The following is a 13,147-nucleotide window of genomic DNA, read 5'->3' on the forward strand; positions in this document are numbered from 1 at the left end:
GTCATGCTTTTAAAACTGCAGGTCGCAAATTTTCGAAGCCTGCGAGACCCAGCAACATTGAATCTGTATCGAACGGGCAAGCGTCCCAAAGATGTTGCCGCGGAAGACTGGTCCGAGGTCTCGCCCATCATGGCCGTATTCGGCAGCAACGCGAGCGGAAAATCCACTCTGTATGAAGCGCTGCGGACGGTCCAGACGGCGGTAAGGAACTCCTACACACGTTGGGAGCCAGACTCTGCCATCCCGATCATGCCGTTCCTGCTGGATCCCGAGTTCATCACCCAGCCCACAGAATTCTCAATAGAATTCAAAGCCGATGACGATCTTGAATATGTTTACGGTTTCTCCTGTGATCAGTCGCGTATTCTTACAGAACACTTGTACGTATACAAATCTGCCCACCGGACTGTGCTTTTTGAGCGCGGGCTTGGCGATGACTTGGATGACATTCGGTTTGGTCCCTCTTTCAAAGGGATGAAAGCAGAACTCAAACAGGCAGTTCAATCCCGTCCTAACGCACTGACGCTCAGCGCCGGTTCCCAGTTGGGAGCATCATCCCAACTGACGCCTGCCTACCACTGGATAACCCAGAAACTCCATTGTTATGACTCCCAGCAATGGGAATTTGAGCACTTGCGGGTTCAGAATCGTCTGCTGCACGATCCTTCCTTCCAAGAGTCGCTGTTGACGATTCTCTCAAAAGCCGATCTTGGGATTGACGGAATCGAAGTCAAGGAGACAGAAGTTCCACAAACTCCAGATGGTGGCGGGCTCGTCGGGCGGTTGAACTACACGTTCTCTAAAAATGGGGCATTGCGTGCGGAGCGCAGTTCGGGGCAACTGACGTCACCTATCAGGCGAGAACTAATTCTTTCGCACAAATCACCCACGGGCTCGACGCCCTTCCCTATGGCATACGAGAGCCAGGGAACCAAGTCGTTCATAGCCCTCGTGTCGAAGTGCCTGCAGGCGCTTGAAACGGGTGGAACGGTGATTGTGGACGAAATCGATAGCAGCCTTCACAGTGTTCTCACGGCGGAAATCGTGTCGATGTTCAAAAGCCAAACGATCAATAAGCGTCAGGCACAGTTGATTTTTACCACTCACGATGTTGCCCTGCTTTCCAAGGGAACGCTGGAGCATCCGTTGCTGGAACGGGATCAGATCTATTTGGTTGAGAAGGACAAGAAGAATGCCTCCTATCTCATTAGCCTGACTGAATACAAAATTCGGCCCGATGAAAACATATTCAGGAACTACATCATGGGTCGCTATGGAGGACTTCCGAGCCCCAGTTTTCTGGAATCAGCCCTGTTAACCGACTTGCCTCTCAACATGGCTAACTAGGCATGGGCAGGAGACACGAATCAAAGTTCGCTGGCCCGCGCTCAAAGGGCCGCACTACAGCAACCCGTCAGCCCCGAGACCGTTTTCTCATTGTGGCTGGCGGGATGACCGAGGGCGAGTATTTTGAATACATCAGGCAGTCACTGTCAAACACCCCGCTGAAACTGGACGTCGAGTCAAAGGGCAGGAACCCGGCCCTGCTTCTGAAACGTGCGATTGACCTTCGCGACGAGGATCGGCTCGAAGCAAGGCGGAACAATGACCGCCAGAATGTTTACCGGAAGGTGTGGGTGGTCACTGATACCGATGACTTCACCAATGAGTTGCTGGACCTAATTGATGGGGCTTCAAACGAGGGCATTGACTTGATCATCAGCAACCCATGCTTCGAACTTTTCGTTGTGCTTCATGACCGTGCTTACGGCGGATATTGTGAAGCCGCCCAGATTCAGGCTGAGGCCAAGCGACTGGAACTGACCACTGGGCGCAACAACAAGCATGTCGTGCTGGACAAGATACAAGGCAACTTTGAACGGGCGGAGGTCTTTTCCCAGCAACTCCGACAGCGCCATGACCGAGACGGCAAGTTCTTTCCGGATAACAATCCATCCACAAATGTCGACACCATAATCCGTTCGCTCATTGAGAGTGCCACTAGAAGCATCCCCGGTTTTGAGCACACGCTGTAAGCAGTCATGTGAACCAAGGGAATCCCCCGGCCGGGATTATTGAGCTGAAGCAGCACGAGGAAGAGCTCGTTTTCTCGAGCTTCGACCACCACGATAACTGGGAAATGCGCCCTTTGGGATACCGATAGACACACCGCCTAAAGGCCGGGGGCCTTGAAGGTATCTAACTACAGGGGCCGTCGACCTGCAGTCCACGGATTTTTTTGCTTTCTGATACATGCTTTCCACGCATGTACCCCACTCCTGCGACGGCGCTATCTCTGGATGCTGCCTGCCAGCCCTTCGCCGGTGTCCGGCCCTCGCTGCAAGTCTCCCCAGTCTTTCACACCTCTGGCCAGCCACCGTTTACGCGGCACTGCCTTGGGGGGGGACAAGACCGTCGACTCCCAATTCTGCCAGCTCCCGATCGACCGGCCCTAACGCACGCTCAGGCCAACCAGGCCTCCTACAGGTTCACGGACGAAGCGACAGTCCTGCTTCGGTAGTCATGTCGCTGAGCCCACCTGCCATCAATGATTCGTATAGGGCTGCGAGAGAGGAGCAAGCCAACCGGACCAGGTGTTAAAAACAGATTTAAGTGTGGACAATGTCCACACCCCCTTTGGCCCGACAAATGGCCTTACCGGCCCACGCACCTAGCCGACCCCGAGCAGCCCGTCAGGAAGAAACTTTAGAAAAAGTTGCCCAAGTCATGTCATCAAGATAGGCACGGACCATGAATAGGTAAGCGGTCAACCAGGCCGCCACAACCAAGAAAGGAACGCATAGCCCCAGTACACAGCAGGCGGAAGGCCCACTAGCCAGGGACTTGAACCCGCCACCCACACACCTGAATAGGCTCCGCGGCGGCCAGGCCACAGCCAGCGCACCAACGTCAGAGGCACCCGTGGCCACAAGCTTTGTACACACGTTAAAGCAAAAATCCCCTCTGACGAGGGGATCTGCTGTGCCCGAGGTGGGACTCGAACCGCATTCCAGCCCTTGCAAACAGTGGGAACTCCCGAAAACATACCGAATCCAGCCCAGTCCGGCCGATGTACGGCCCAGTCCGAAGCGAAAAGTGTGGACGTTGTCCACACCTTCTTTTTGCCACCCTTCTGGCTTTAAAGCGGAATCACATGTCTTCCGCGTCGTGACGAAACGTCCATTATCGGCCTTCGAAAATTGACGGGGGAGCGCCCACCGAACCCGTCTAGGCCTAGCACTCTGTCGAGGCACCCTGCGGATGTCAGTACGACGCCCCGGGCATGCCGAGGGAGGAAAAAGCGAGTTTCATACGTCCCGTCCTGGGCCGGTTCCGGTCATCCTATCCACGGCTTGCGGCGCTGGTCTCGAACGAGGGCTGGGTTGTTGATTGACGTACATGCAGCCGCGGGACGAACTCGACGTGTTCAGTGGCCATTGGTTCGCTTGATCGGCCGAAATTCCCTGCAGGTTCCCTTTCGGCGATCCGGCTGAGAAGCCGCTGGACCGCCCGGTGACCGACCACGCTTTTCCAGGGTGCTACGGCGGTCAGTGGAACGTGGGCTACTCCGGCGATGACGTCGTCGTAGCCGGCAAGGGAAACCTCTCCGGGGACGTCGATGCCTGCGTCCTCCAGCCACATCATGCAGCGCACAGCGAGCTGATCGTTGTGGACGAAGATACCTGTGGCGCCGTCGCGAACGGACTGCAGAAGCAGCTCGGCGGCATCCTCCGAGCCTGCCCCACCTTCGTCGATGACCCCCAGGGACTCCAGGCCCAGCGACTCCACAGCGGACAAGTATCCCTGCCGGACCTGCGGGGTGTTGGGGCCGGAGATCATGACACTGACGAGCTTGCGGTGGCCCAGTTCGGCAAGATGCCGGATTGCGAGGGCAGCTCCCGCGGAGTGGGAGGAGCTGACGGAGTCAAGGATCGACGCTACGCCCGTGGACGCGACGGGACGTTCGACCAGGACGACAGGAACCGAGAGGGACACCAGCCATTGCTGCTGCTCGGCGTCGAGTTCGCCTGTGATGAAATCGGGGGTGGGGGCGATGAGCAGCCCGTCCACGCCTTTGTTCGTGAGTCGGGCGACCTGGTGCATTTCTGTGGCCTTGTCGTAGTCCGAGACGCCAAGGACCAGCCTTGCTCCTGCTGATGCCGCAGCGGCTTTGGCGCCGGCGATGACCCCGTCGAAGTAGTAGTTGCTGTGCGGTACTACCAGACCGATCGTTTTTGGCTCGTCCAGTGCCATCGATGCGGGTTCGGCGGCGGGGGCAACTGAACCGTGCGTCCGGTGGACCAGACCCTGCGCAGCGAGTTCCTCCAGGTCCCGGCGGATCGTCACAGCGGAAATTTTCAGCCGCTGGGCCAGCTCCAGAACGACCTGTGAGCCTTCCTTCTGGACGATCTCCAGAATCGCCTGCCGTCTCTCTGTCACACTCCGCGCCAACGCAAATCCCTCCGAATGACTGATTGATCAATTTGATCATACTCCCACGATTTGCCGACCGGTCGAGTAATACCAGCACAGAACGCGGAAGAACTTTGCGAATTAGGCGTACAGGAGCGCGCTGGCTTTGGAAAAGGCGATCATATGATCTGTTTCGTTGATCCTATGCGCGCTGGCCTGTAGCATCACGAAATCCCCAAGTAGTGACGTGCACCACATGCAGGCCCGCGTTGTTTCTCCATGTTTATCCGGCCCCTATGGCATGGGTTGGGTCCTGCGATGGTGTTTCCTTTTGGGACCCGCACCCTGCCCGCGTGGCGGGCCTATCCCCAGGAAGAATATGAAACCCGCTCTGAAGAGAATGCGGCAACTGGCGGCGGCACTGACCGTTGTTGCCCTGAGTACCACCTTGGCGGGTCCAACCGCCACGGCAGCCAACTCGAATCTGGTCACTAACGCCTCCTTCGAGGCGTTCGGTCCATCCGGGCCCACGTCATGGGGGACGTGGACGCCCTCCGGTACCGCCACCTACACCCAGGTTCCCGGTCGGGACGGCAGCGGCGCTGTCCAGATCGCCACCGCCACTACGACCAGCCGTGGCTTCCTCGTCCAGGACGCTGCGGTGCCCGGGACGGCGAAGAAGCTGCGCCTGACGTTCTGGCAGAAGAAAGGGACCCTCACGGGCACCGGCAGGGCGGGCGTCCGCGTGACCTTCCCCGGCACGCCCACCCAGTTCCTGGGAACCGATGCCGCCACCGCGTGGCGGCAGGTCACCGCACACCTGGACGTCCCCGCAGGCGCAACCACGGTCCGCGTCGAGCCGATGGTGGACGGCATGCAGGGCTCAATGCAGCTCGATGACATCGACCTCTCCGTTTACGATGAAGCCTCAAACCTGGCCACCAATGGCGGCTTCGAGGCGTACGCCGGAGCTAACCCGGACGCCTGGGGCCGCTGGAACGCGGCCGGAACAGGTACGGTCAGCAAAACGGACGGCTACGCCGGAACCAATGCGCTGCGCATCAGCACCGACACCACCTCCAGCCGGCTCGCATTGACGCAGGACGTCACCCTCCCCCCGGGCGGGGGCACGTTTCAGGCAGAATTCTTCAGCCGAATCGGATCCATCTCCGGCGCCGGCAAGGCGGGCCTGCGGATCGACGTCCTCGACGGCGGCGGTGGCTCCACCTTCATCGGGCGGAACACACCGACGTCGGGCTGGCAGAAATCCTCAGGCCTCTTCACCGTCCCGGCGGCCGCCACCAGGATCCGGCTGCATGCCTTCAACGACGCAGTCCAGGGAACCATGGACATCGACGACATCCGGATCTCCCCCTCCACGGTCACTGCCGGTCTAACGACAGCCACCACGGAGGCCGGCGACATCGGCCTGAACTGGACCGTTGCTGCCCCCTCAGGGACACCGGCAAGCTTCGCCATCCATCGAGGACCGGCCGGATTACCACTCACCGCTGACGCATCCACCCTGATCCGCACCGTCCCGGCCAGCCTCCTGCAGGCCACGGACGTGGAATGGCTACCTTCCACTGAGTACAAGTACGTTGTGGTCGCACGCGATGCCTCGGGTGCAGAAGTGGCCCGCACCAACGAAAGCAGGATCCTCTCCCCCGTCGCTGACACCACAGCCACGAGCTACCTCAGCGTCACCACGGACCCCGCCGGCACTCACCTCGGCTGGCGGGCAGCCGGCAACGCTCCGCTCCCGCTCAAGGCCGTCGCCCACACCGAACCCATCACTGCAGCCAACCTTTCCTCCACACGGGCCGCGGCCATGGACTTGACCCGCTTCGGCGGTACATCCACCCAGGATGCAGCCGGCCATTTCGCCCTCGTTGATGCCGGCGGCGCCATCCTTGCCACCGCTTCCCGGGCCGCACTGCCGCACCCCCGCATCGGCCTGACCACCGACGTACTGGCCAAGATCAACCGCGTCATCGGCGCTCCCGGCACACCGCAGGACGCGTGGAAGACCATCAAGGCAAGGGTCGACGGCGGCATGGCCACCTTCGGCTCGTCCGCTGACAGGTACGCACGCGAAGCGGCGTTCGTGTACCAGGTCACCGGCGATGCGGGATACGCTGCCAAGGCCTACGACGCCTTCGTCGCCTCCGCCAACGCCACCCCATTCACCGCCAAGCAGGACCTGGACACCGCGAACCCGGTATCGCAGCTGGCGGTCACGTACGACTGGGCCTACAACGGCTGGACGGACGCCCAGCGGGCCTTCGCTGTCGAATATTTCGAGCGGACTGCCGTCTTCTTCGAATTCGCCAGGCACCCGAACATCATCCTGCCGGACAAAGCCAGCAACTGGGTCGGCGTCGTGCGCGGCGCCGAACTCGCCCAACACCTGGCCGTCCGCAGCGATGCCGGCTACGGCATGCGGGACGCCCGGATCGGCACCCTGGTGGACCAGCTCCGCCAGCACCTGGAAGCCGCCCACACCGAGCACGGCTGGTTCCAGGAGGGACTGGAATACCTCGACTACACCCAGATGATGTCCATGCCCGGCATCCGCGGCAGCCTGGACGTCGGAATTGACGTCCTGAAGCAGGCATGGATGACGCCGGAGACCGCCAACCTCCTGCTGCACACGGTTTCCCTGCGCCAGCCCAACAACCGCCTTCAGTGGGGTGTTGCGGCAGCCAACAACTCCACTGCCTGGCCGCTGTACCTGGGCCAGGCCAAACCCGGCGAACTCAGCCCGATGATTGAGATCTTCGAGCGGGTCAACGGCCACCGCTCCACCAGCCCGTTTTACTCCCCCGGCTTCATCACCCAGGGACTGATCGACTGGCCCGAGGCGATCCCGGCCGGGGAGGGATACGACCCGGCCAAGGTGTACGCGGCAATCCTGGATGACGAGGCTGGGTCCTACTCCTTCCGCAACCGCATCCTTGACGCGGACGACGTCCTGGTCCAGCTGAACAACCGCAACCACTCCCACCTCGGCTGGGCAGGGGACGAAACGTTCGGGATCTCGATGATCAGCCACGATGCAAACTGGGCGGCCCAGCCGGCAAAGTCCGTCACCGCGGCCAACAAGTACTCCCGGGTCCTGGTGGACAACAATCCGGGCCAGGCGGAGGGCAATGGCCGCACGCTGGCCTCACGGTCTTACGAGAGCCAGGGCGGCGGCTACGTTTCGCTCGACGGCAGCGGCAACTTCCAGGTGGCCTCAGCAACGCGCGAAGCGGCAGTGGACCTGACCGACCACGGCGACGCAGATGCCCTGCTCGCCTTCCACGACCGCTTCACCGACACCGCCAGCCACACCTGGGCCTGGCAGCTGGCCCCCGAAGCCGGCGTCACGGTGAACTTCGAAACGATCGGCACGAACATCCAGTTCACCTTCCACAAGGGTGGGTCCTGGCTGCGGGGCTGGCTGCAGAACGCCGAAGGAGCCACCCCCTCCTTCACCGATGGTTCCTTCCGGATCACCCGGACAGGCACCAGCGCCGAGTTCGACATCGTCCTGGCCGCGGGCAAGGGAACCTCAATCCCCACCGCCGCCACCGAGGGATCATCGGTCACTGTGTCCGGGGCAACGATCGACATGGCAAACCTAAACGGTTACCAGCCCGGCGCCGCGAAGAACCTTGCGGCCCCGGCCCTTACCGGGGAACCCGATGTCGGACAGACCCTGAGTGCCACAGAGGGGACCTGGAACGAAACAGGGCTGACCTTCTCCTACCAGTGGCAGCGCAATGGCGACGACATCCCCGGAGCCACCGCCCCGGCCTACACCCTGGTCGGGGCGGACCAGGGCCAGGAGATCAGGGCTATTGTCACCGCAACGGGAGAAGACGGGCTTGGGGCCTCGGCCGCGTCATCCCCGACAACGGTCCGCTACGCAACAACGACCACCGCGACGGTGAAGCGTAAGACCGGTGTGTCCTGGCAGGAGTACGACGTCTCCATCAGCGTCTCCTCCGCCAGCGCGAACCTCGGTGGCCCCATTGTGGTCACTGCCGGAGAGTTCACGGCCACCGGAACCGTCGACAGCAATGGCATGGGGCTGGTGACCCTGCCCCCGCTTCCCAAGGGAACGTACTCAGTGGTGGCGACCTACCAGGGGAACAGCACCACCTCCGTATCGCCGTCCACCTCGGACACGCTCCGGATCGCCGTCTAACAAAGAAGACCAGCAGCACCCACCTGCCCAAAGAGGCGGACCGGATCATCTGATCCGGCCGCCTCTTTTCGTGTTCCAACGGCCTGCCTGAAGGGCGGCGGCGGTCTCGTTTTTTCGTTTCTTTCGTTTGGGCACAAAAAGAGATCGTTTTGTTCATCTGCGCTTGACTGGACAGTCTTGGTGTTTCAGCATTGTGAGTGGGGCCACATCTACTAGGAGTTATCTTTATGCCACGCAGTCGCAAACCAAGCATCGTCATTGCAGCGGGAATGCTCTCAGCAGCACTCCTCGCCGGCTGCTCGGGAACAGGAGCGGGTACCACCGCATCGCCTGCATCCACCGAGCAGGAGACGGTGGAAATCACCTTCTCGTCATGGTTGAAGGGTTCAAAGCAGGTCGTTGAGGCATTCAACGCCGCCCAGGACGACGTCAACGTGACCTTCAACGAAGTCGCAAGCTCGAAGGACAACTACCCGCAGCTGACGAACCAGGTCAAGGCAGGAAACGCACCGGACGTTATCACCGTCGAATACCCGCGCGTCGCCGAAATGGCCAGCCAGGGCGTCCTGAAGGACATCAGCAATGAAGCCGGTGACCTCGTCAAGGACAGCTTCTCCGAATCAACCCAGTCCCTGGTGAACTTCGGCGGATCCACCTGGTCCGTTCCGCTGGACGCAGGCGTCCTGCAGATGTACTACCGGGCCGACCTCTTCGAGCAGTACGGCATCGCGGTGCCGAAGACCTGGGACGAATACAAGGCCGCGGCCGAGAAGGTCGCGGCCGCGGATCCGAACGTCCGCCTCGGGGCCAGCGCGGTGGGCGACCCGGCCCTGTACGCAGCCCTCGCCTGGCAGAACGGCGCCAAGTGGGGAGCGCTCGACGGCGATTCCTGGAAGGTCGACATCGACACCGAGGAAACCAAGGAAGCGCTGAAGGTCCAGCAGGACCTCGTTGACGCCAAACTCCTCTGGACCGGGGATGCCCCGGTGCTGCAGCAGAAGCAGGCAGCCGGTCAGCTCCTCTCCGTCATCAGCGGCTCATGGTACGGCGCCGGCCTGCAGGCCACCTACGCAGACCAGGCCGGAAAGTGGCGCGTCGCGCCGGTGCCCGCACCGACCTCAGAGCCTGCTTCGGCGCTCTACGGCGGCTCGACCTTCGGAATCTCTGAGAACAGCACCAAGGCAGAAGCCGGCGTGAAGTTCATCGAGTGGATGACCACCAACCCTGAGGGCATCAAAGCACGCATCGCCGGAGGCACCTCCACCGTCTTCCCGGTCAACGAGGAAGCCCGCAAGGCCGCCTCCGCTGCCTTCGCCCCTGACTTCTTCGGCGGCCAGAACATCTACGACGTAGCCGCCGAGGGTCTGGCAGCAGTACCCGATGGCTGGGTTTGGGGACCGGGCACGGCCACCACGTTGGCCAAGCTCACCGACGAAAGCGCGAAGGTGAAGGCCGGAACCACCAAGCTCACCGACATCTTCGCACCCACCCAGGAAGCCACGGTCTCTGAACTGAAGAACCGCGGAATCTCCATCAAGTAAAGACCCCCTTGGTCAGTCCGCCGCCTTCCCCCAGGCGGCGGGCTGGCCAAGGCCCCACAGTGCCACCCATTCGAAGGGAAAAGTCATGACAGGCGCCACCACAACGGCCCGCTCCACCGTCATACGCCGTTCACGCCGCCGGTCAGGCAAACACGCTTTCTTGTTCCTGGCTCCGTTCTTCGTGCTGTTCCTGGCGTTCACCATCGCACCAATCGGCTACTCAGGTTTTCTGAGCCTCTTCACCGAAAAGTCCAGCGGACTGGGCCTGGGCGGGACAGCACGGGTTTTCAACGGCCTGGCCAACTACGCCCGCGCCCTCCAGGACCAGGCCTTCCTGGCAGGCTTTTTGAACATCGCCGTCTACTGCCTCTTCTACATCCCCGTCATGATCGGACTGTCCCTGGTCGTTGCGCTTCTGCTGGATTCCGCCGCCGCACGCGCAAAGTCCTTCTTCCGCCTGGCGTTCTACATGCCGAACATTGTCCCCGGCCTGATCGCCGCGGTCATCTGGGTCTACCTCTACACCCCCGGCGTGAGCCCCTTGGTGGAGATCTACGAAAGCACCGGCGCCGGCTGGGACATGGGCAGCCACCTGGCCGCCCTGCTTTCGCTGTCCAACATCACCATCTGGCTGCACACCGGCTACAACGTCATTCTCTTCTACGCTGCCCTGCAGGCCGTTCCGCAGGAGGTCCTGGAGGCCGCCACCGTCGACGGCGCCGGAGCCATCCGCACAGCCTTCGCCATCAAAGCCCGCATGATCATGGGCGCCCTGAGCGTCGCGACCCTGTTCACCGTCGTCGGCGCCATGCAGCTCTTCGCCGAACCCCTGCTCCTGAAGAGCCGGGCAACATCCATCGACAGCAATTGGACCCCGAACATGTTCATCTACCAGACCGCTTTCGACAAGCACGACTTCGGCTACGCGGCAGCAACAGCACTGCTCTTTGCCGTCTTTATCGGAGCGCTGTCCTGGGGCGTCACCAAATTCGGATCGAAGGTGGAATCATGAGCCCCCTGACAACACAACCGTCAACGAGCGGCACCATCGCCCTGCCTGCACCCCTGCCCCCGGCAGCTGCACCCAGGAAGCGCCAGACCAGGAGCGCGTGGTCCTCCAAACTCGCGGTAAACATCATGCTGGGACTGTTCTGCCTCTACACCCTGCTGCCGCTGACCTGGCTCATCGTCGCATCAACGAAGAACACCTCAGACCTCTACGGCACCGCAGGGTTCTCCTTCGCCGAATTCAACCTCATCGAGAACCTCATCCAGCTTTTCACCTGGGAAAACGGAACCTTCCTGCGCTGGATGGCCAACACCGCCGCCTACGCCGGCCTCGGCGCCTGCGCCTCAGTCGCCGTCTCCTTCCTCGCCGGCCACGCCTTCGACAAATTCGACTTTCCCGGAAAAGAACGCTGGTTCGGTTTCGTCCTGGTAGGTGTCCTCGTTCCCGCAGCAGTTACCACCATGCCGCTGTACCTGCTCGCCTCCAACCTCGGCCTGGTCAACAACTTCTGGGGCGTCTTCCTGCCCCAGATCGCCAGCCCCTTCGGCGTCTACCTGGCCCGCATGTTCAGCGCCAGCTACGTGCCCAAAGAAATCATCGAGGCCGCACGCCTGGACGGCGCCGGTGAATTCCGGGCCTTCCTCACCATCGCAGCCCCATTAATGAAGCCCGGAATCGTCACCCTGTTCCTCATGACCTTCAGCGCCATCTGGAACAACTTCTTCCTCCCCCTGGTCATGCTCAGCGACACCAACCTCTTCCCCGCAGCGCTGGGCATCTACTCCTGGCACGGCAGGACACTGGCCGATCCGGAATACGCCCAACTCGTCGTCGTCGGCTCACTCGTCACAATCATCCCGGTCATCATCCTCTTCATCTCCCTGCAGAGGTTCTGGAAAGCCGGCATCGGATCAGGAGCCCTCAAATAGCAACCAGCCAGCACCTGCCCCAGGCGCGACGGCCCAAAGCCGTCCTCGCCATGGAGAACGACCTCCCTGAAAGACTCTTCACACCATCAGTCTTCCAGGACCTCAAAACCGTAGTGGACCTGCAACCGGCCCTGCTCACCAAAGCCAACGCAGCAAATTACCCCCTGCAGGACATCGAACTCATCATCGGCTGCTGGGGATGCCCCCAGCTCGACGAAGACATCCTGGACCGGATGCCCCACCTCAAAGCCGTCATCTACACGGCAGGCTCCGTCAAGGAATTTGCCACCGACGAGCTGTTCAACCGCGGGATCACGGTTACCTCGGGCGCAGACACAAACGCCCTGCCGGTGGCTGAATACACGCTGGCCATGATTCTCCTCTCCGGCAAGCGCGTCCTGGAACTGGCCCACGGATATACGCAGAGCCGCAAATACCGACCCTTCGAGGTGGAGCCTGCACGCTGGGGCAACCACGGCCTCAAAGTCGGCATCGTCGGAGCCTCCCGTATCGGCCGAAGGGTCATCGACCTGCTCGCCCCCTTTGACATCGACGTCCTCTTCTACGACCCGTTCGTGCAACAAGGCATCCACGACGCCCAACCCACCAGCCTGGAACACCTGCTGGAAACCTGCGACGTAGTCACACTCCACGCGCCTGAAGTCCCCGAAACCTTCCACATGATCGACAAAGACGCCCTGTCCCTCATGCGCGACGGCGCCACGCTGATCAACACCGCCCGCGGGTCCCTGGTGGACACCTCGGCACTGACGGCCGAACTCGAGTCCGGCCGGCTCCATGCTGTCATCGACGTCACGGACCCAGACCCGCTGCCGAAGGAATCACCTCTCTTCGACGCCCCGAACCTTGTGCTTACCCCACACATCGCCGGGTCGCAGGGCAACGAGCTGTACAGGCTCGGAGAGGCCGCGTACCGGGAAGTCACACGGTTCACAGCAGGCAGGCCCCTGCTGAACCAGGTCAAAGCAGAAGTCCTCTCCCACACCGCCTGACGCGAGCCACGCCCAAGAGTCAATGCGCAGTCAGCACGTCCTGCAGC

Annotated in this window: 8 protein-coding genes; 7 read left to right on the forward strand and 1 reads right to left on the reverse strand. The window is 61.6% G+C overall.

Translation table 11 applies throughout. From position 1 onward, the window contains the following. Nucleotides 1-3: 3 nt before the first annotated feature. Both M1E05_RS12825 and M1E05_RS12830 read left to right on the forward strand, forming a co-directional pair. Nucleotides 4-1,347: an AAA family ATPase gene (locus M1E05_RS12825; protein ID WP_461163177.1), complete on the forward strand. Its 1,344-nt coding sequence runs from the start codon at nucleotides 4-6 to the stop codon at nucleotides 1,345-1,347. A 104-nt stretch (nucleotides 1,348-1,451) separates the two neighbouring features. Further along, the gene (locus M1E05_RS12830; protein ID WP_461163178.1) at nucleotides 1,452-2,036 is read left to right on the forward strand and encodes an RloB family protein; all 585 of its coding nucleotides are present in this window, start codon (nucleotides 1,452-1,454) and stop codon (nucleotides 2,034-2,036) included. 1,306 nt (nucleotides 2,037-3,342) lie between these two features. Here M1E05_RS12830 and M1E05_RS12835 read toward each other — a convergent pair. Beyond that, the gene (locus M1E05_RS12835) at nucleotides 3,343-4,440 is read right to left on the reverse strand and encodes a LacI family DNA-binding transcriptional regulator (protein WP_461163179.1); all 1,098 of its coding nucleotides are present in this window, start codon (nucleotides 4,438-4,440) and stop codon (nucleotides 3,343-3,345) included. Between the two features lie 352 nt (nucleotides 4,441-4,792). Between M1E05_RS12835 and M1E05_RS12840 the strand changes: the two genes are divergently transcribed. From M1E05_RS12840 to M1E05_RS12860, 5 genes are all read left to right on the forward strand, one after another. Then, nucleotides 4,793-8,608, forward strand: coding sequence for a hypothetical protein (locus M1E05_RS12840; protein WP_461163180.1), 3,816 nt, complete (start codon nucleotides 4,793-4,795; stop codon nucleotides 8,606-8,608). Between the two features lie 227 nt (nucleotides 8,609-8,835). Continuing rightward, nucleotides 8,836-10,149 (forward strand): ABC transporter substrate-binding protein, encoded by a 1,314-nt coding sequence (locus M1E05_RS12845; RefSeq protein WP_461163181.1) that lies wholly within the window; start codon nucleotides 8,836-8,838, stop codon nucleotides 10,147-10,149. Between the two features lie 85 nt (nucleotides 10,150-10,234). Further along, the gene (locus tag M1E05_RS12850; protein WP_461163182.1) at nucleotides 10,235-11,161 is read left to right on the forward strand and encodes a carbohydrate ABC transporter permease; all 927 of its coding nucleotides are present in this window, start codon (nucleotides 10,235-10,237) and stop codon (nucleotides 11,159-11,161) included. Beyond that, nucleotides 11,158-12,087 carry a carbohydrate ABC transporter permease gene (locus M1E05_RS12855; RefSeq protein ID WP_461163183.1) on the forward strand — a complete coding sequence of 310 codons (930 nt, stop codon included), beginning with the start codon at nucleotides 11,158-11,160 and terminating at the stop codon, nucleotides 12,085-12,087. The genes M1E05_RS12850 and M1E05_RS12855 overlap by 4 nt, the downstream gene beginning before the upstream one ends. Before the next feature lie 50 nt (nucleotides 12,088-12,137). Further along, a complete protein-coding gene (locus M1E05_RS12860; protein WP_461163184.1) occupies nucleotides 12,138-13,100 on the forward strand; it encodes a hydroxyacid dehydrogenase in 963 nt (320 codons plus the stop codon). The last annotated feature ends 47 nt before the right edge of the window (nucleotides 13,101-13,147 follow it).

It is taken from the genome of Arthrobacter sp. R4-81 (genome assembly GCF_054792365.1).

Coding starts and splice junctions, on each gene's coding strand:
- M1E05_RS12860 (WP_461163184.1), top strand. CDS start 12,138: ATGGAGAACGACCTCCCTGAAAGACTCTTCACACCATCAGTCTTCCAG.
- M1E05_RS12845 (WP_461163181.1), top strand. CDS start 8,836: ATGCCACGCAGTCGCAAACCAAGCATCGTCATTGCAGCGGGAATGCTC.
- M1E05_RS12830 (WP_461163178.1), top strand. CDS start 1,452: ATGACCGAGGGCGAGTATTTTGAATACATCAGGCAGTCACTGTCAAAC.
- M1E05_RS12855 (WP_461163183.1), top strand. CDS start 11,158: ATGAGCCCCCTGACAACACAACCGTCAACGAGCGGCACCATCGCCCTG.
- M1E05_RS12850 (WP_461163182.1), top strand. CDS start 10,235: ATGACAGGCGCCACCACAACGGCCCGCTCCACCGTCATACGCCGTTCA.
- M1E05_RS12840 (WP_461163180.1), top strand. CDS start 4,793: ATGAAACCCGCTCTGAAGAGAATGCGGCAACTGGCGGCGGCACTGACC.
- M1E05_RS12825 (WP_461163177.1), top strand. CDS start 4: ATGCTTTTAAAACTGCAGGTCGCAAATTTTCGAAGCCTGCGAGACCCA.